An 18,687-nucleotide genomic window follows, 5' to 3' on the forward strand; every position below is an offset into this window, starting at 1 on the left:
CGCGATACATGCTGAACGAAGAACAAACCGCAATTCTGGAAACCTCTGTCATCGCCTATGATGCGATCTTTTCGGACCTGGGACCGGAGGCACGGGAGTCGTTCCGCGACACCGTTCAGACCTTCTTGGAAACCGGGCTGGGCATTCCCGAAGTCAAAGCCATCAGCAAGGCGACCAACTACTCGAACTGGAACTACAATCTGGTCAAAAGCCTGAAAGGGAAGATCGCCGGTAAGGATTTGGTGAACGACGATGAGGACAACAATCTTGAAGCCCAATGGGCTGAGTTCATCGCAAAAGATCTGAAAATCGTCGGCAAGATCGTCGCCGCCATCGAACAACAATATGCTGCTGGCGAACTGGCGAATACCAACGAACAGTTCATCAATTCGATCAAGGGTAATGTCACCGACGACATATCAAAGCTTCAGGTCGACCTGGACGTGCTCCGGGCGCAGCACGACCGCCTAAGTGATCCGAACCATGCGGATTTCGACGCCGAAGCGGCCGACAAGGTCAGCAAAGAGATCTACCGGACCAGCACCGTTCTTGATGCAGCCGAAAAACTGCAAACCGACCTTGCTGCATTTGAAAAGGGCGGCGATATCGCCGACCACAGCGAAAGCCACGCGAACTATCTGCAAGCGCGCATTGATGCCCTCGAAATCGCCCGTCAAGATAAGCTGGAAGAATACAAGAAATACGCGGCGGAGACCTACACCGGCAGCGATGTGCTTGCCGCAGATGCAAAGGCCGAGCTGGAAGCCATTTCCAGTGAATCCCTTGAGCTGATCAGCCTCCGAGAGAAGACAGAAGGCTTCCAGGAATACAGCAGCACCGTCCGCACCGCCTCGCTGAAGGCCGGAGTCAATCTACTGAGCAGCAGTCAGGCGATCTCCGCTTTCGCCGTCAAACCCGACAACACGCCCGAAGGCCATGCTGCTAACGCAGGCTTCCTGGGTGAAGCCGTGTTCAGCGCTGGCGGCGACATCCTGGACGCTGCCGGCCATCTGAAATTTGCTAAGGGCGCAAAGGGCTTTGCGGCACTGTCACTGGTTGGCGGCGCAGCAGCCAGCTTTGTGCCCACAGCTAAGCTTCTTGCCGACCCGAACCTGCCGGATGAAACCCGCAAAGTCGTACAGGCAGAGGTCGGCCTGCAGGGAACCGCGCTCGCCTTTGCGGCCGTCGAGAACGTGCTCGGCATCGCAGAGCTTGCGGTCAAGGCAGGCAGCAAGGCCGCTAACGTGCTTGGCAAGGCGGTACCGGTTATCGGCGCCATCGGGTCTGTAGTAGGTGCGATCAACCCGGCAAAATGGGCGGAATTTGACCAGAAACAGGATCGGATCGACGCGATTCAGAAGGCCGACACCTACAGCTCCGGCCTGCTGAGCGACCTTCTCCAGGAATCCAAAGACGCAGAAGCCGCATTCTATGGCGTGACCACCGGGCTCGACGTCATCACCGGCGTCACATCGGGCGTACTTGCGGCAACCGGCGTGGGCGCCCCGATCGCCGCTGCGGTGGGTCTGATTGGTGGTGCGATTTCGGCAATTGTTGGTGCCTTTGAACAGGTTGCGCTTGAAGGAATTGCCGACAAATATGCCGCCAAGATCCGAACTGACGAGAACGGCAATCCGCAGACTGTCGAAGAGTTCTTCGACGGCAGCTTTGATCAGAAACAGGAAAAGACCAAGGCCCACTACACCGAGTTCTTCGGCGAGTTGATCGCGGACGACGATGTCGACCAGGTGATTGCGCTTGGCGGCCAGGGTCTGGATGTAACCGATATCGAATTGTCGGCCATCAGCAAAACCAGTGGCGAGCTGAACAAGACCGCCAAGAACTACGTCGAAACCTTCACGACCAATGGCTGGCAGACCGGCAACCGCAGCCTCACCCCGACCGAGGGCAGCGATATCAATGTTATCAACCTGCCGAATGCCCATGGCGCCAAATCCTACCTGACCTTCACAACACCGCTGTTCTCCGCCGGCACCGAGGAAACCAGCCGCGAAGAGACCGGCAAGAACGAGTATCAGACAACGCTCAAGATTACCGACCTGTCCGGCTGGGATATCCGCGACTACGGCGACAATCAGACCACCTTTAACATGTCGAAGGTTGTGTCGAGCGCCGAAGACCGTATGGGCAACAAGATGGAGGTCGGGATCGAAATCAACGCGGGTGGTGGTGATGACACGCTGTTCGCCTATGAAAGCCAGGTCACCTTCGACGGTGGCACCGGGCAGGATACCGCCTCCTACGCGCGGCTGTCAGGTGGCGAACTTTCGAGAGGGCTTTCCATTGGCGCATCCGGCGACAGCACCTATGTTTCGAAGAACCTCACGGCAGGTTCGAAATACTATCAGGAATCCATCGACTCGCAGACTGCCAACCACGGCAAACGCACCGAGGTTGTACAATTCCGCAAAGTTGAGCTTGCCGAGCGCAGTGGCATCCACTCAGTCTCCGACACCCTCAGCAATATCGAAATCCTGCATGGCTCCTCGCTGGGCGACTTCATGTATCTCGACACCTCCACACAGCTTGAACAGGTCTTTGGCTTCGGCGGCGATGACCGCATTGATGTCGGCGCCTCAATTCAGGTTGTTGGTGGCGGCGAGGGCGACGATCTGATCAACCTCAAACACGCACTTCTGGAAAGCTACTGGAACGGCCAGAAAGACGAGCTCTATATTGATGGCGGCGAAGACGATGGAGATACCATCGGGCTTAGCAGCCAGACATTGCAGCGCTTTGTCGACGAGCTTGAAGTCGACCAGATCCGCGAACAGACCGCGAGCGAAATGGCAGAAGCCCTGATTCCTCTGGTGACCGAAAACCGGGATGAGGAGGTTACAAAAACGGCGGCGTCGCTCACGAATATCCTGAGAAGCACGGATGACACTGCACTGAAAAGGCTCAATGTCTGGAATACAGAAGCCGCGCATATCGTTTTGGACACCGAGGGCGCTGAGGGCGATACCATCGTCCATTCCCTGTCCGAATACCGGGCTGCGATCAATAACGGCATCACCAATGTCAACGCAGATGGCACCACATCCGAGCTGGATATCAGCGTCGATGTCGCCTGGGATTCCGGGTCGGTTGCGCTCCTCGGGACCGAACACAACGATACGATTGAGGGATCATCGAAGGACGACTACCTGTATGGTGACGCGGGCGATGATCACTTCACCTATGACGACTTCATTACCGGCAACGATATTATCGTCGGCGGAGAAGGGCGGGACATCTACAACGTCAATTATTTCCCGGCCAACTTCGGGGGCGGCAGCCGGGGCCATCATCTGATCACCGGGCCAGAGGCCGAAGATATCGCCGGCGACCTCCTCAACATCCACGTTCGCGACGACCGTGAGATCTGGTTCAATTCCTATGGCGACGATTTGGTCATCTCGCTTAGTGAAGACTTCTCCTTTACGGTCGAGGACTACTTCCTCGCACCGCAGGGATTGAGGACCAGCAGCCAGGCATTGAGCACCAACACAGATAGCTGGACCACTCTGGATGGATTGGCAAAAGCTGATCTGAACGCAATCCTTCAACAAGCGGGCGGTGCAGACTCGTTCGGGGTCAACGTCGTCTACTCGAACGGCGCAAACGTCGAGTTCCGCCATGGTGCGCTGGGGAGCTTTGACAGCACGTCAGCTGCGTCACCGAGCAGCTATTTCACCACGCTGCGGGCCAATTACCACGCCTTCCGCAACTCGGACGACGTCTGGAAGACGCCTCAAAACGGAGATGAAACCAGCAGTTTCGGCGATGAGCTGGGTAAACTAACGGACGCAGAGAGCGGCGGTGCACTGCTCAGCTACGACGGCCTGTTCGACCTGAACAAACTCCTGAATATTCGCGATGTCGATCGAAACTCTCTGACCGGCATCAACGGGACTGAGGGCGATGATATCATCATTGGCTCGTCAGGTAAGGACAATATCGACGGCAAGGGCGGCGATGACATCATTGATGGCGGCTTGTCGGATGACACAATCGACGGCGGCGCCGGCTTTGATCTCTACAGCCGCGAAGGCTACGGAATCGGTATCAAATTTGAGCTGGGTATCGGCCAGCACGCAGAGCACGTACGTTACAATGACGCCCACACCGGAGAAGAGGTGCTTCTGACGACTGCCGGCGTCTACAGCAATTTCGAAGGTGTGATTGCAACCTCTCTGGATGACAAGCTAATCGGCAACAACGATGCCAATTACCTGGAAGGTGGCGCCGGGGCAGACACGATTTCCGGCAAGGCGGGCAATGACGTCATCGTCGGCGGCGCCGGATTGGATGTATTGGACGGCGGCGCCGGCTTTGATGTCGCGAGCTACAAAGGGGAAGCATCTGCTATCCAGCTCGACCTCGCCTCGACCCAACCTGGGCATCAACAGTTTGCGCAATACTGGAATGGCAGCCAATGGCTTGCAGGCGACACGGTCAGCAATTTTGAAGGTGTTGTCGGAACCAGCCAGTCGGATATTCTGAGAGGTAATGCCGGTGGCAACTATTTTGATGGCGGCGCCGGGGCCGACCTGATCGACGGCAGGGAAGGCGACGACACCATTATCGGCGGCGAAGGCACCGATACAATGAATGGTGGCGAAGGCTTCGATGTTCTGAGCTATGAGGGCCATTCGACTGCCGTTCGTATCAACCTGGCCCAACAAACCTCCGAGCTGATCCCGTCGCCAACCAACTATATCGTCGGCGATCAGATTTCCGGGTTCGAAGGCGTCATCGGTTCCGACTTCGATGATGATCTGATCGGCACCGCAGGGCGAAACCTGCTGGAGGGGGGTGCTGGCAATGATCGGCTTGCTGGGGGCGAAGGCTTCGATACCTTTGTGTTCCGCGCAGGTCACGGCACGGACCGGATCACCGATTTCACCGTTGGTGAGGACAAGCTGATGTTTGACTTTGGCGGCTCCGTGGCTGATTTTGACATCTCGGTCGTCGCAAGTGCAAATGGTCAGGAGACCCACACCCGTATCCAGACCTCGGATGGCGACCTGATCGACCTTCATGGCGTGGAAATCGACGAGCTGGGGGCAAACTCCTTTGTCTTTGTCTAACGCCGTGACCACAGCTGACCGGAAGCAGGAAAGAACGACCATGGATTCTCAACAGAACTTCCAGACTTATGGCAAGATCGCCTGGCTGTGGTCCAATTCCGTCCTGCACCGGGACTGGAGGGTCAGCCAGCAGGCAGGGTTTATCCTGCCTGCGATCGCCAGCCAGCAATATTACATAGTCGAAAGAGACGGTTTCCCGGTTGCGTATTGCAGCTGGGCGCTGCTCGACGAAGAGACGGAGGCGGCGTATATCCTCGATCCAAACCACCTCGACCCGGATCGCTGGAACAGCGGTGACCGGCTCTGGTTCATCGACTGGATTTCTCCGTTCTCGCCGAAATACTCCTGGGCGCTGCGCAGCGCCCTGGTGAAGCGCTACCCGGACAAAGTGGCACGGGCGCTGCGGGTCAAGAAAGACAATCAAACCGCACGCATCGCCTCCTTCACAGGTCATGGCCTGGAAAAGCAGGAAAGCCGCGCCATCAAACGAAAATACTACGAAGACATGGTCGAAGGTCTGGCCAGCAATCCCAAACTCGGTCAGGACTTCTTCCTCTCCGGTCTCCGCACCGAGGATTGATCACCCGTCGATAGCTGTCCCCCGCCGCCCCGATATCAAATCCCGGCCGCTCCCGGCCGGGGCGTCGGGGTGGCAACACCTAGGGTCCACAGGATCTTCGCCTGTCACCGCCTCAGCAGCGGCGCAACCTGTCCTGCGATCAGATCCGACCCCCGCAGCGACGGGTGAATCCGGTCAGGCGCAAAAAGCGACAGGTCGTCGGGGCGAAACACCGCATCCATATCGAGGAGCGTCACGCCCGCATCCGCTGCCGCCATACGCGCCAGCCGTTCCTCCAGAATTTGGTAGGGCGCAACACAGACCGTACCCGCGTATCGCGGAGAGGTGTAATAATCGAGCCAGATGATCCGCGATCCGCGACGGCGCAGATCCGAGACCAGTTCCGGGATGGCACCCTGCGTTCCGCTCGCGGAAATCAGCCGGTCAAGTTCGACATCGCAAACCTTGCAGCCACAATCGCGGCTGCGAAGGTCATTGGCACCGCCATTCAGCACGACCCACTCCGCTGACACTGGTTTAAGCTGCGTGGGTATGTTCAACGCCCCGCGCCCGCCGGTCACCCGCGCAAGCGACAGCGAGACATCGCCAACCGGTTCGCCAAGCCGACTTTCCAGCCGATCCGCAACGGATCCACTGTCATTTCGGTTCCAGGCCATGACGGAGTCGCCCGCCACAACAATGCGCGCATTCTCAGGAACCCCGCGCCCGCAGGCCCCCAGAAAAACCAGGCCGATTATCAACCAGTACTTCATCTGCCTGAGCTAATCCGCATCGCGCAGAGGTCAATCCGACAGCGCCCTGTCAACGGGATCGACATCGCGTCAGAACAAGGCACGGCGCCCCCGCACGTACCGAATGTCATGATTGAGACAGGCAGCCGTGCAATTTTGGCGACCCCGGCAGGATTCGAACCTGCAACCTGCCCCTTAGGAGGGGGCTGCTCTATCCAGTTGAGCCACGGGGCCTGATCAGGGCCAGCCTGTTTACGCGATAGCAAACCCACCATGGCAAGACAATCCTGTGGAATTGGATTTTGCAACGGCTGCGCCCCATTGTGCAGCGCGCTCTGTCTGCGCTAACGTAACAACAACAACAATGTGAGGCCATCGACGTGACAACGGACAACAAGCGCCCGCTCACCCTTCGTGACGTATCCGAAGCCACCGGGGTTTCAGAAATGACCGTCAGTCGCGTGTTGCGGAACCGGGGCGATGTGTCGGAAAAAACCCGACAAAAAGTTCTGAGCGCCGCAAAGGAACTTGGCTACGTCCCGAACAAGATCGCCGGTGCGCTTGCCTCGAACCGGGTCAACCTGGTGGCCGTGATCATCCCGTCGCTGTCCAATATGGTCTTCCCAGAGGTGCTGACCGGCATCAACTCAGTGCTGGAAAACACGGATCTACAGCCTGTGGTCGGCGTGACCGATTACCAGCCGGAGAAAGAGGAGAAGGTCCTCTATGAGATGCTGTCCTGGCGGCCTTCTGGCGTCATCATTGCCGGGTTGGAGCACACGGAGGCGGCGCGCGCCATGCTCAATGCCTCTGGTATTCCGGTGGTGGAAATCATGGATACCGATGGCAAGCCGGTGGATGCGATGGTGGGGATTTCCCATCGCCGCGCTGGACGTGAGATGGCCAAGGCCATACTGAAAGCCGGCTATCGCCACATCGGTTTCATGGGCACCAAGATGCCGCTGGACCATCGCGCCCGCAAACGGTTTGAAGGCTTCACCGAGGCGCTCGCCAAAGAAGGGGTCGAGATCGAAGACCGCGCCTTCTACTCCGGCGGTTCCGCCCTCGCAAAGGGCCGCGAGATGACGCAGGAGATGCTGGAACGCTCGCCTGAGTTGGATTTCCTTTATTATTCCAACGACATGATTGGCGCGGGTGGCATGCTCTACCTGATGGATCAGAAGATCGACATACCCGGTCAGATCGGTCTTGCCGGGTTCAACGGAGTGGAGCTGTTGCAGGGGCTGCCACGGCAGCTGGCCACGATGGACGCCTGCCGTCTGGAAATCGGACGCAAGGCGGCAGAGATCATCGCCGCGCAGTTGGATAACCCGGATCAGGAGATCGAAAAACACGTGACCCTGACCCCTACCATCACCTTCGGCGATACGCTCAAGCGGCGCTGATGGCGGTTGCGCGGCTGGACAATCGGGCCGCCCGGCGCCTGTTCATGGATCGGCACGCCCTGCTGGAGCAACCCAGCGGGCCTGCCAAGGGTGATGCGCTGCTGGAACTGATCACCCGGCTTGGCTTTGTTCAGCTGGACAGCATCAACACGGTGGCCCGCGCCCATGACATGATCCTGTTCTCCCGCAGGCCCAGCTATCGCCCTGCGGCGCTGAAACGGCTCTATGAACAGGAACGCCGCCTGTTCGAGCATTGGACCCATGACGCTGCCGTTCTGCCTTTGGAGTTCTACCCGCATTGGCACTTGCGGTTTCGGCGCGACGCAGAGGTTCTGCGCAAGAGATACCGCAACTGGCGCCGCGACGGCTATGAGGCGAAGTTCCAGCATGTTCTCGATCACATTCGCGACCACGGCGCAGTCAGTTCCTCCGACGTGGGCAAGGATGAAGCCAAGGGATCCGGCGGCTGGTGGGACTGGCATCCATCAAAAACCGCGCTGGAATACCTCTGGCGCTCCGGCGCGCTGGCCGTGGTCGGACGCAGTGGCTTTCAGAAACGCTACGACCTGAGCGAACGGGTTATCGACACCCGTCACCTCCCCGCCCAAGGGTCGCCCGACCCGGAGAAAACGCTGGACTGGCTGTGCAATGCAGCGCTGGACCGGCTCGGCTTTGCCACCTCGGGTGAACTGGCTGCCTTCTGGGCGACGGCCTCACCGGCGGAATGCGCCGCATGGTGCAAACAGGCGCTGGCGGACGGGCAGATCGAACCTCTGGATATCACGCTTTCGGACGGGCGCAGCCGCCGTGTCTTTGCCCGCCCCGGCGCCGTCGGGCAGGCCGCCGCCCTGCCGCCACCACCGGGCCGAATGCGCCTCCTCAGCCCGTTTGATCCTGCCCTGCGCGACCGCAAACGCGCGGAAGGGCTGTTTGGGTTTCACTACCGGATCGAGGTGTTCACCCCTGCCGAGAAACGACGCTACGGCTACTACGTCTTTCCGCTGATGGAGGGGGACCGTCTGGTCGGCCGCATCGACATGAAGGCACACCGGCAGGCGGGTGATCTGGCGGGCTGTCTACATATCACCGCGCTCTGGCCCGAACTGGGCATCAAATGGTCTCCGGCACGGCAGAACCGGTTGGAGGCCGAACTGGAACGAATTCGCCGGTTCACAGAGATGGAGCGGGTGACATTTGCGGATGGCTGGCAACGCGATCCGCTATGAGTTCGACTCTAACACGGGGAAAAACGCGCCCTAGGCGAGGTCGGGGCGCAGCAACGGCTCAATCACCGCACGGTAATCTGCGGGCGCGGGCCGGGCGCTGAAATCGCTCGGCTCGATAAAGACGCAGACGAATTTGCCCTCAAAACACAAAACACCGTCCTGCCGCGCTTCCACCCGGAAGGTCACGGATTTCTGCCCCAGCGCAACCGGCCAGACAGCACAGGCCAACCTGTGGCGCGGCGTGACGGGAGAGCGGAAATCAATGCTCATATGCACAAAGGGCGTGCCAGTACCGCGATCCAGTTCCATCTGATACCAGCCGTCACCATCCAGCTGCTGCTCCCACCAGGCATCAATCGCCTGCAACGCAAACCCCGGCAGATGACCGGTATAGGCAATGCGCGCCGGGTCACAATCACCCCAACCGACGCGGATTTCATGCACAAAGTCAGGGGTCTGGCTGTCGGTCATTCTGGGCCTCGGCTCTGGGGTGTCACGGTGTTCACAATGGGAACGGCCACCCGCCGGGACGGATGGCCACCTTGCAGGATCATCAACTTTCAGCGCATCAACATCAACGGCAACAGCGTGATGATTGGAAAGGCCACCAATATCACAACCCGGATCAGGTCAGAGGCGACAAAGAACATCACCGCCTTATAGGTGTCGACCATCCGGGTGGTGCGATCCATCGCGTTGATGACGAACAGGTTCATGCCCACCGGCGGGGTGATCAGGCCAACCTCGACCACGATCAGAACCAGAATGCCAAACCAGATGGCGACATATTCTGTCTCCAGCCGGTTCGCCATGCCCTTGGTCACACGAATGCCCAGCTCCTTCATCTGGTCGCGGGTCAGTTCGGTGCCTGTGGCAATCGCCTCCTGGATCGAGGCGAGCATTTCAGCCCCCATCCCCTGTGGCACGCCAGCCCTCAGCACCTCCATCGCCGCATCAGCCTGCATCGCGGGCAGATTCACCAGACCAAAATCCATCGCGGAAATAACCGGGTAAAAGATCGGGATAGTCAGAAGGATCATCGACAGGCTGTCCATCAGGCAACCAAAGACCAGATAGAAGGCGAGGATCAGCATCAGCACCACCCAGGGGCTGAGACCTTGGGAGACCACGAAATCAGCCAGCTCCTGCGGGACTTTGGTCAGGGCCAGAAACCCGTTGTAGAACCCCGCACCCAGCACGATGAAAAAGATCATCGCGGTCGAGCGCGCCGTCACCATGAAACTATCGGTCAGGGTCTCACGGTTGAGCCCACCGTTCAGCCAGGCAATCAGCCCGGTCCCCAAGGCACCAACCGCAGCGCCTTCGGTCGGCGTGAACCAGCCCAGATAAATCCCGCCCACGACCAGTCCAAAAACCAGAAGAACCGGCCAGACGTGGAACAGCGCCGCAAACCGCTCGCCCCAGGGAACCGGGGGGCGCGTCCCCGCGCTGCCGGGGAAAACCCGAACATAGACAGAAATCGCAATCACATAACCAATGGCGGCCAGAATACCGGGGATGAAGGCGGCAAGAAACAGCTTTGCGATGTTCTGCTCTGTCAGGATGGCATAGATCACCAGCACCACAGAGGGCGGGATCAGAATGCCAAGCGTACCGCCTGCCGCCAGCGTCGCCGTGGAGAAGCCCCCAGCATAGCCATAGTTGCGCAGCTCAGGCAGCGCGACACGTCCCATGGTTGCCGCCGTGGCCAGCGAGGAGCCACAGATCGCGCCAAAGCCCGCACAGGCCCCGATCGCTGCCATGGCAACACCGCCCTTCCTATGCCCCAGGAAGCCTTCAGCCGCCTTGAACAAAGCCGTGGACATGCCACCCAGCGTCGCAAAATGGCCCATCAAGAGGAACATCGGCACGATGGTCAGCGAATATGAGGAGAAGGTGGAATAGGTCTCGCTCTTCATCCGGCCAAAGGCCACCTGAGTGCCATCTGTCACGATGATCAGCCCGACCAGCCCAACCAGAAACATCGAAAGGCCAATCGGAACCCGCAGGAAAATCAGCATCATCAGGACGGGAAATGAGGCAATCCCGATTTCAAGCGCAGTCACTGTTCGCCCTCCACGCCGTCCCAGACAAGGATGCGGCCAGTCATGAATTCAATCGTACGGACGGCGGCCATATAGAGGCCCACCAAGGCGGCCACGCTGGCCGCGACCAGACTGGCGGCATAGGCCCACCAGACCGGAAACTCGAGCAGAAAGGAGGTCTCACCATTCTCGAACTTGCTCAGCATCCCCGCGCCAAGCCGCACCGCAATCAGCACCAGCACAGCCGCAAAGACGATCTCAGTCGCCATCCGCAGGAACCGTTTGGCCCCCCGCGGGAAACTGTTGGTGACAATATCCACCGACGCATGGCCCGCCGTGATCTGGCACAGTGGCAAAAAGGCAAAGATCGCAAAGGCGACGCCTGCCTCGACAATTTCGAAATCACCATTGATCGGCCCGACACCGATGGCGATCAGCCACTCGGCCAGATCCGGCGCGATGCTCTGCATCAGGGCGCCATGCAGCCCCCCGTTCAGCAACCGCCCGGCAATCGACAGACAGGTCAGCAGGATCAGAAGCGATAAGACAATACCGCCCGCCATGGCCATTGTTCTGGCCAGTCCCATCATCAGCTTGTGCATGGAAAGCCTACCCTTTCAGGTGGGGTGGACCTGCGACAGATGCAGGCACAGGTCCACCAGTCTTGCGCTCAGTTAGTTATGCTGAGCGGTGTATTTGTCGATCAGATAGGTCGCCTGCTCCAGCAGCGCGTCGCCATCAATGCCTTTTGCCTTCATGTCGTCGAGCCACTGCTGGTAGATCGGCTTCGCGGCTTCGCGCCAGATCGCGGTCTGCTCTTCATCCAGCGTGATGACATTGTTGCCCTCATCCAGTGCGAACTCCCGCGCCGGATCATCGGCATCAGCCATGGTGCCACCGGCAAAGACCGAGAACTCCAGACCGGAGTTCTCATCCACGGCCTTTTTCAGATCATCGGGCAGGCTCTCATATTTCTCTTTGTTCATCGCCAAAACAAAGGTCAGCGTATAGAGCGCGCGGCCGGTGAATTCCGTGTGGTTCTCGACCAGCTCCGGCACCTTCAGAGCGGTGGTGACTTCCCACGGAATGGTGGTGCCGTCGATCACGCCCTTGGACAGGGCTTCCGGGATAGCCGGAACCGGCATACCCACCGGGGTTGCGCCCAGTTCCGTCAGCAGCGCGTTCACCGAACGGCCACCGCCGCGGATCTTCATCCCACGCAGATCATCCGGTTGTTCCACCGGATCCGTGGTATGGATGATGCCGGGGCCGTGAACCCAGGTGCCAAGGATCTTCACGTCCTTGAATTCACCATCCTTCATATGCTCCTCGAACATTTCCCAATAGGCGTGCGATGCCGCACGCGCATTGGTCATCATGAACGGCAGTTCGAACACTTCGGTCGAAGGGTAGCGGCCGGGGGTATAGCCCACAACGGTCCAGACGATATCTGCCACGCCATCAATGGCCTGATCCATCAGTTCTGGTGGCTTGCCACCCAGCTGCATGGACGGATAGCGGTCGATCTTGATACGCCCCTGCGAAGACGCCTCGACCTTGTCGGCCCAGACATCCAGAATCAGCTTGGGCACATTTGCCTGCGCCGGCAGGAACTGGTGCAGCTTCAGCGTCACCTCCTGCGCCATCGCCGAGGTCGCGCCCATCACCATGAGTGCAACGGCCCCTGCCGCGCCAAGTAGTTGTCTCCGAGTGGTCATATGTTTCCTCCCTCTGACCTTATGTCTTTTCGTAACTATCGCGATCAGATGCCCCTGATGCAACAAACCCAACGCACAGCCTATCCAGCCATCCAGCCGTAAACGCCCCCTGACACCCTCAGCTATTAGGTGCATTTGTAACCATCAACAGATGATTATGTATCTGCACTGCATGATTTCGCGAAAATGCTTCAGCCTGCCGGATCGATGAAACAAAAATACGTTACAGAAATCTTCAAACAAGAAGTATTCAAGTTACACAAATCACGGCATGGTTGCATCTGATCGCTAAATTCGCCGCGCTGATCACATGACGCGCTATATTCGCCTATCGCAGCGACAGCCGCACAGATGTCAGCCCATCAATACCGCCTTCGATATGATCCCCTGCGACAACAGGACCAACCCCCGCCGGCGTGCCCGTCATCACCAGATCCCCCGGCCGCATATGATAATACCCAGAAAGATGGCATAGAATCTCCTCGACCGACCAGATCAGCTCCGCGAGAGAGGCGTCCTGACGGATCTCTCCGTTCACCCGCAACCAGATTCGCTGCGTCTGAGGCTCCCCCCATTCCGATGCCGCACGCAGCGGCGCAAAGACACTGCCGCCCTCCAGATCCTTGCCCAGGCTCCAGGGGCGCTGCTTCTGGCGTTCGCGCAATTGCAGATCCCGGCGCGTCATGTCCAGCGCGCAGCCATATCCCCAGATCGCCGCCCGCGCCTCTGCGGCCGTCGCATCCCTGAGCGGCGCTGCAATCGCGACGACCAGTTCCATTTCGTGGTGAAAATTCTCCGTCCCCTGCGGATAGGGCAGCTCCGCGCCACTCAATACCGCGTGGCAGGCCGACTTGGTGAAATAGAACGGCTGCTCCCGGTCGACCTCCACCCCCATCTCCGCAGCATGGGCCGCGTAATTTCGCCCGACACAGAAAATGCGGCCAACCGGCCAGACCTCCTCGCGCCCCTCCAGCGGAATGGCAGGCACCGGCGGCAGATCGAACAACGGCTTAGACATGGTAGAGACCCTTCGGATTGGGGGAAATCGAACCGGCCAGACCCTCGCGATTCCCGCAGGTCACCACCGGCCACCAAACTCAGATGCCGCACCCTAGCAACCTCACCATAACAGCGCGACCCCCAACCGGATGATCCACCCGCCCGATCGCGGGACGCAGCTTACCGGCAATCGAGTCATCGCCCGGACCACCTCGTGAGCACCAGCACAACGGCAATTGTCGCTTGACACTCAAACCAGCCACCTATTAGTTCATATGCAGAACGAACTAATAGGTGATGTATGGAATCGACCCAGCAAACCTCATTTTCCAGGCAGGTGGCGCTGTACTCGGTCATGCAGGACATCATCCATTGCGGTCCGATCTCTCGCGCCTCAATCTCCAAGCAGACCGGATTGTCGAAGCAGACAGTTTCCGAGTTAGTTCGTATCCTTGAAGGCGAAGGCTGGATTCGCGAGACGGGCCGGACCTCTGGTCATGTCGGCCGCACGGCGACCACCTATGAACTGATACCGGAAAGCGCCTTTATGGCGGCGGTCGATCTTGGCGGCACCAAGGTGCGCGTCGCGATCGTCGATCTCGCTGGTACTATTGTCGCCGAGGTCGTAGCCCCCACTCATCCAGATGGCGGGCGTCATGTGGCCGATCAAATAGGAGACCTGGTCAGCCGCGCCATCGGCGAGGGAAATGTGGCCGCCAACACTGTCAGACAGACAGTGGTCGGCTGCCCCGGTGTGCCGGACGTCCTATCCGGAAAGGTGAACTTCGCCCCCAATATTGCCGGAATCGATCAGATCGATTTTCGGACCGCGGTATCAGAGGCAACGGGCACAAAGACGCTGCTTGAGAACGACGTTAACCTCGCAGTACTCGGCGAACACTGGCTTGGCGCAGGCCATGGCATCGACAACGTTGCCCTGATCGCGTTCGGGACCGGGGTTGGCGCAGGGCTGATCGTAAACGGAGCGCTTGTAAGAGGCGCATCAGGAGCCGCCGGGGAACTTGGCTATCTACCGTTCGGCGCTGATCCTTTCGAGGAAGAATCCCTGCGGGTCGGGGCGTTCGAACGAGTGTCGGCCACGCATGGCATTCGCGCGGCATATCTCGCCACGACTGGTAAAGATGTCGACGTACCGGCGATATTTGATGCCGCCGCGTCTGGCGAGGTCGCGGCTCGGGAAGTCCTCGATAAAGTCGCAACTCAAATGGCGCGGGCAGTTGCGGCAATTGGCGCCGTGGTGGCGCCCGAGGTGGTCATCCTCGGCGGAGCAATTGGGTCCCGTCCCGAAATCCTGACCGCGACCAGCGATGAGCTGAAGCGCTGCTTTCCCTTCCCGATCAGGATCGAACCTGCCCAACTCGGCCATCACGCCGCGCTGAGCGGAGCCGTCGCTGTTGGACTGACCGAATTGCATACCGAGTTGTTCGCCAAATCTGCGCCCGGCGCGGTCATTACCCTGCCGACCCCGAAACAGGGCAAACTTGCGGGTTCCGCAGAATGACGGCGCATGGCCCCCTGATCACGCTCCTGAGCCAACATCTTGACCGGGCGGTGGTCAACAATCTGCTGGCCCGGGCTGTTCGCGCCGCTTCCGTGACTGGGGACGAGGTCGCGATGGTTGACATGCTGCGTCCCGAAATGGAGCGTCTATCGCTGTCGCCCTCGGTCGAAGACTTCAGTCCAGGGAGGCCGAACATCACAGGACGGCGCGAGGGTGGCGATGGTCCTGACCTTCTTTTCATCGGACATACGGACGTTGTTCATCCGGGCAACTGGAGCGATCATTGGGCTGGCAAACCACAACAGGACCCCTTTGGCGCGACAATCATCGACGGCGAACTGTGGGGGCGCGGCGCTGCCGATCTCAAGGCTGGCATTTGCACATCGCTCGCCGCTCTCGATCTTCTGGACCGGGCGGGTATCCGCCTTCTGGGAACGGTGTCTTTCGCATTTGTCGGAGATGAGGAAAGCGGCGAACCCGGCAGCGGAAAAAGCGCAGGCGTTCGCCATTGGACAGAAAGCGTGCTGGCGGGCGGACTGCCGCGTCCGGATCTGGCGGTCTATGTCGAACCTACCCGCCTGCAGATCCTGCCGGTGCAGATCGGATTTTATATCGCGGAGATCGTGCTGACGGGCCAATCCGCCTATTTTGGCCGACCGGAGCTCGGCCGCGACGCCCTGAAGGCCGCGCACAAGGTCCTTCAGGCGATTTGGGATCACTCGGAACGAATTTCGGCCGCTGGCAGCCATCCGATTCTGGGGCGCAGCAACATCCTTGTAACGGGGCTTGAAGCCGGGGGGCTGATTGCTGTTCCCGGAGAATGCCGCTTTTCGCTGATTGGCAAGCTTCTGCCCGGTGACGACCTTGATGCAGCCACCTCGGAACTGGAAGCCGTGATCCGCGCCGCAATTGCTGAGGACATCCGCGTCAAAATAGATTTCACCGCCGGTCGCGACCATCCGCTAGGCGGCTCCCCGGCCGGGATCGAAGCCGATCATGAGATGGTCCGGCAGCTCTCTGCTTCCATCGCGGCCGTACGGCCCGATCGCGGTGCAGTTGAAGGTGCGCCCTTCTGGTCGGAAATGCCCTTTCTGACAGCAAAGCTCGGCGTGCCGACTGTCTATTGCGCACCTGGCGATATCAGCATCTGCCATACGAACCACGAACGCGTTCCCCTGCAGGATTACCACGACGGGATTGTCGCCTTCGCAGCCTTCATCGCACTCACATGTGGAATTCGGTCCGACTGAATACAGGGGCCACAACAGGGAGAGAGACTATGAATTGCACTTCCAGAAATCTTCTTGCATCGTTGTCGGTACTTGCCTTCATGGCAATGCCTGCATCGGCCCAGACCGTCGGACCCTCGGGCGAGGCGGCAACCCCCTCCTCGGCTGTGATCGTTGATGATGCGCAGGCGAGCCAGCTGCAATCCCGGGGCCTTAGGGCGGCGCTGCTCTGGCACGATCAATCCGACTTTGTGAACGCGGTTACCGCAGGCGCAACCGATGAATTCACCCGGCTTGGTATCGAGGTGGTTGCCACGACATCAGCCGGCTTTGACAGTGCGCGTCAACTTGCTGACATCGAAACCGCGCTCGCGCTCAACCCCGATATCATCTTGTCCCTGCCGCTCGACCCCGTGGCATCTGCGTCGGCCTTCAAGAAAGCACGCGACGCCGGTGTCGAGTTGGTTTTCCTTTCCAACCTCCCGTCCGGCTACGAGCATCCTGCCGACTATGCCGCCATCGTGACCGACGATCTGTTCCAGATGGGCAAGCAGGCAGCCGACATTCTGGCGGGCGCGATGGGCGGCACAGGCGACGTGGGCTGGATCTTTCACGACGCCGCTTACTACGTGACGAACCAGCGCGACAATGCCTTCAAGACGACGATCGAAACCCACTATCCCGGGATGGAGATTGTCGCCGAGGCCGGTATCAGCGATCCCGCAAGGGCAGAGGAAATCGCGAATGCCATGCTGTTGCAGAACCCCAACATCGGTGGGATCTACGTGACATGGGCAGGTCCGGCCGAAGGTGTGCTCGCCGCGCTGCGCGCAAACGGCAACAGCTCAACCCGTATCGTGACGCTCGACCTGTCTGAGCCGATTGCTCTCGATATGGTCAAGGGCGGCAATGTCGTCGGCATCGTTGCCGATGAGGCCTATGAGCTCGGGCGCGCCATGGCCGCTGCCGGGGCGCGCGGGGTTCTCGACCTCGACAACCCGCCCTTTGTCGTTGCACCGGCCGTCTCGGTTACCGCCAAAAATGTCAACGAAGGTTGGAACCAATCGCTGAATCTGGATGCGCCGCAATCGGTTCTCGACGCGCAGCAATAATCTACCCCCGCTGCGCCCGGAGCGATCCGGGCGCAGGCCCAGATGAATTCCCGCAATTGGACGGAGACCATGTCGCCAAAATTTCCTAACCGGGCCGTTCTGCAAGGGCTGATCGTCTATGCGGGTTTCGTGCTCATTTTCCTCTTCTTTGCCGCGATGCTTTGGGACCGTGGCTTCCTTTCCCCCCAGAACCTGACGAACATCGTCTTACAGACAGCTCCGGCAACGGTGCTCGCGATTGGACTGGTCTTTGTCTTGGCAGCGGGCGAGATCGACCTTTCGTTCGGTGCCGCGGTCGCACTTTCGGCGATCGTCGCCGCGATGGTCATGCGGGTCGCGCCCTGGCCTATTGGCGTCGCCGCAGGGCTGGCAACAGGCATGGCGGTGGGCTTTGTCAACGGGGCCATCGTCGCCTATGCCCGGCTTCCCTCCTTCCTTGTTACATTGGCCACGATGGGTGTCGTAGCGGGCATCGCGCGTGAATTGTCCAATTTGCAATCCATCCCGGTCACCGCCGATGCTTTCATCGGCATTTTTGGCGGCGGAAAACTGTTCGGCATCCCCTCGCTTGTGATCTGGACCATTCTAGCGCTGTTGATCGGACATCTAGTTTTTCGTGAAACGCGCTATGGGGCCCATGTATTGGCAACCGGCGACAATCCACGCGCGGCCCTGGTCTCGGGCATCCGCGTCGCTCGCCTGCGGTTGTCGGTGCTTATGGTATCCGGGGCCTGCGCCGGCTTGGCTGGTCTGCTTTATGCCGGACGTCTCCAGTCAGCCCGCTACACCTTGGGCGAAAGCGATCTGATGACTGTCATCGCCGCCGTCATCGTGGGCGGCACCGCCCTGAACGGCGGACGAGGCAGCGTTCCTGGCGCGCTCGTTGGAAGCCTGATGATGGGCATGCTGTCCAACGGGCTGATCCTGATGGGGCTATCTGTTTCTTGGCAGATGATCATCAAGGGCCTGATCGTTCTGGCCGCCGTCGCCGTTTCACTACGCGAACCGAACCGCTGAAAGGAAAAC

Annotated in this window: 14 protein-coding genes and 1 tRNA gene; 8 read left to right on the forward strand and 7 right to left on the reverse strand. The window is 59.6% G+C overall.

The genetic code is table 11. The features are described 5' to 3' along the window. Positions 1–8: 8 nt before the first annotated feature. Positions 9–5,093, forward strand: a complete 5,085-nt coding sequence (locus WLQ66_RS14130) for a hypothetical protein (protein ID WP_340546977.1) — start codon at positions 9–11, stop codon at positions 5,091–5,093. Positions 5,094–5,133: 40 nt separating this feature from the next. Then, positions 5,134–5,673 carry a toxin-activating lysine-acyltransferase gene (locus WLQ66_RS14135; RefSeq protein WP_340546978.1) on the forward strand — a complete coding sequence of 180 codons (540 nt, stop codon included), beginning with the start codon at positions 5,134–5,136 and terminating at the stop codon, positions 5,671–5,673. 104 nt (positions 5,674–5,777) lie between these two features. On the opposite strand, the gene WLQ66_RS14140 is transcribed toward WLQ66_RS14135, so the two are convergent. Continuing rightward, positions 5,778–6,425 carry an SGNH/GDSL hydrolase family protein gene (locus WLQ66_RS14140; RefSeq protein ID WP_416613811.1) on the reverse strand — a complete coding sequence of 216 codons (648 nt, stop codon included), beginning with the start codon at positions 6,423–6,425 and terminating at the stop codon, positions 5,778–5,780. Between the two features lie 136 nt (positions 6,426–6,561). Beyond that, positions 6,562–6,638: transfer RNA gene (locus WLQ66_RS14145), tRNA-Arg, on the reverse strand. Between the two features lie 146 nt (positions 6,639–6,784). Here WLQ66_RS14145 and WLQ66_RS14150 point away from each other — a divergent pair. Together WLQ66_RS14150 and WLQ66_RS14155 are read left to right on the forward strand one after the other, a co-directional pair. Continuing rightward, entirely contained in the window at positions 6,785–7,810 is a 1,026-nt protein-coding gene (locus WLQ66_RS14150; RefSeq protein ID WP_340546980.1) for a LacI family DNA-binding transcriptional regulator, read from the forward strand. Continuing rightward, positions 7,810–9,036, forward strand: a complete 1,227-nt coding sequence (locus WLQ66_RS14155; protein WP_340546981.1) for a winged helix-turn-helix domain-containing protein — start codon at positions 7,810–7,812, stop codon at positions 9,034–9,036. Before WLQ66_RS14150 ends, WLQ66_RS14155 begins: the two co-directional genes overlap by 1 nt. Positions 9,037–9,066: 30 nt before the next feature. Here the strand turns inward: WLQ66_RS14155 and WLQ66_RS14160 are convergent, their stop codons facing one another. The 5 genes from WLQ66_RS14160 to WLQ66_RS14180 all read right to left on the reverse strand — a co-directional run bounded on the left by WLQ66_RS14160 (position 9,067) and on the right by WLQ66_RS14180 (position 13,817). Beyond that, on the reverse strand, positions 9,067–9,507 hold the full coding sequence (locus WLQ66_RS14160) for an acyl-CoA thioesterase (protein ID WP_340546982.1): 441 nt from the start codon (positions 9,505–9,507) through the stop codon (positions 9,067–9,069). 89 nt (positions 9,508–9,596) lie between these two features. Further along, positions 9,597–11,102, reverse strand: a complete 1,506-nt coding sequence (locus tag WLQ66_RS14165) for a TRAP transporter large permease (protein WP_340546983.1) — start codon at positions 11,100–11,102, stop codon at positions 9,597–9,599. Further along, positions 11,099–11,683, reverse strand: a complete 585-nt coding sequence (locus WLQ66_RS14170) for a TRAP transporter small permease (protein ID WP_340546984.1) — start codon at positions 11,681–11,683, stop codon at positions 11,099–11,101. Before WLQ66_RS14170 ends, WLQ66_RS14165 begins: the two co-directional genes overlap by 4 nt. 72 nt (positions 11,684–11,755) lie before the next feature. Next, the gene (locus WLQ66_RS14175) at positions 11,756–12,799 is read right to left on the reverse strand and encodes a TRAP transporter substrate-binding protein (RefSeq protein ID WP_340546985.1); all 1,044 of its coding nucleotides are present in this window, start codon (positions 12,797–12,799) and stop codon (positions 11,756–11,758) included. Positions 12,800–13,127: 328 nt separating this feature from the next. Next, a complete protein-coding gene (locus tag WLQ66_RS14180) occupies positions 13,128–13,817 on the reverse strand; it encodes a fumarylacetoacetate hydrolase family protein (RefSeq protein ID WP_340546986.1) in 690 nt (229 codons plus the stop codon). A gap of 282 nt (positions 13,818–14,099) precedes the next feature. Between WLQ66_RS14180 and WLQ66_RS14185 the strand changes: the two genes are divergently transcribed. From WLQ66_RS14185 to WLQ66_RS14200, 4 genes are all read left to right on the forward strand, one after another. Beyond that, a complete protein-coding gene (locus tag WLQ66_RS14185; RefSeq protein ID WP_340546987.1) occupies positions 14,100–15,320 on the forward strand; it encodes an ROK family transcriptional regulator in 1,221 nt (406 codons plus the stop codon). Beyond that, a complete protein-coding gene (locus tag WLQ66_RS14190) occupies positions 15,317–16,570 on the forward strand; it encodes a M20 family metallopeptidase (protein WP_340546988.1) in 1,254 nt (417 codons plus the stop codon). Before WLQ66_RS14185 ends, WLQ66_RS14190 begins: the two co-directional genes overlap by 4 nt. Positions 16,571–16,599: 29 nt before the next feature. Further along, on the forward strand, positions 16,600–17,661 hold the full coding sequence (locus WLQ66_RS14195) for a substrate-binding domain-containing protein (protein WP_340546989.1): 1,062 nt from the start codon (positions 16,600–16,602) through the stop codon (positions 17,659–17,661). Positions 17,662–17,730: 69 nt separating this feature from the next. After that, positions 17,731–18,678, forward strand: a complete 948-nt coding sequence (locus WLQ66_RS14200; protein ID WP_340546990.1) for an ABC transporter permease — start codon at positions 17,731–17,733, stop codon at positions 18,676–18,678. Positions 18,679–18,687: the final 9 nt, after the last annotated feature.

The sequence above is a fragment of the Phaeobacter sp. A36a-5a genome (genome assembly GCF_037911135.1).
Classification (GTDB): Bacteria; Pseudomonadota; Alphaproteobacteria; order Rhodobacterales; family Rhodobacteraceae; genus Phaeobacter; species Phaeobacter bryozoorum.

What these genes read in the sequence shown, in the direction of transcription:
- WLQ66_RS14180 (WP_340546986.1), bottom strand. Translation starts at nt 13,817, where the DNA reads ATGTCTAAGCCGTTGTTCGATCTGCCGCCGGTGCCTGCCATTCCGCTG.
- WLQ66_RS14160 (WP_340546982.1), bottom strand. Translation starts at nt 9,507, where the DNA reads ATGACCGACAGCCAGACCCCTGACTTTGTGCATGAAATCCGCGTCGGT.
- WLQ66_RS14140 (WP_416613811.1), bottom strand. Translation starts at nt 6,425, where the DNA reads ATGAAGTACTGGTTGATAATCGGCCTGGTTTTTCTGGGGGCCTGCGGG.
- WLQ66_RS14155 (WP_340546981.1), top strand. Translation starts at nt 7,810, where the DNA reads ATGGCGGTTGCGCGGCTGGACAATCGGGCCGCCCGGCGCCTGTTCATG.
- WLQ66_RS14190 (WP_340546988.1), top strand. Translation starts at nt 15,317, where the DNA reads ATGACGGCGCATGGCCCCCTGATCACGCTCCTGAGCCAACATCTTGAC.
- WLQ66_RS14170 (WP_340546984.1), bottom strand. Translation starts at nt 11,683, where the DNA reads ATGCACAAGCTGATGATGGGACTGGCCAGAACAATGGCCATGGCGGGC.
- WLQ66_RS14175 (WP_340546985.1), bottom strand. Translation starts at nt 12,799, where the DNA reads ATGACCACTCGGAGACAACTACTTGGCGCGGCAGGGGCCGTTGCACTC.
- WLQ66_RS14200 (WP_340546990.1), top strand. Translation starts at nt 17,731, where the DNA reads ATGTCGCCAAAATTTCCTAACCGGGCCGTTCTGCAAGGGCTGATCGTC.
- WLQ66_RS14135 (WP_340546978.1), top strand. Translation starts at nt 5,134, where the DNA reads ATGGATTCTCAACAGAACTTCCAGACTTATGGCAAGATCGCCTGGCTG.
- WLQ66_RS14195 (WP_340546989.1), top strand. Translation starts at nt 16,600, where the DNA reads ATGAATTGCACTTCCAGAAATCTTCTTGCATCGTTGTCGGTACTTGCC.
- WLQ66_RS14130 (WP_340546977.1), top strand. Translation starts at nt 9, where the DNA reads ATGCTGAACGAAGAACAAACCGCAATTCTGGAAACCTCTGTCATCGCC.
- WLQ66_RS14185 (WP_340546987.1), top strand. Translation starts at nt 14,100, where the DNA reads ATGGAATCGACCCAGCAAACCTCATTTTCCAGGCAGGTGGCGCTGTAC.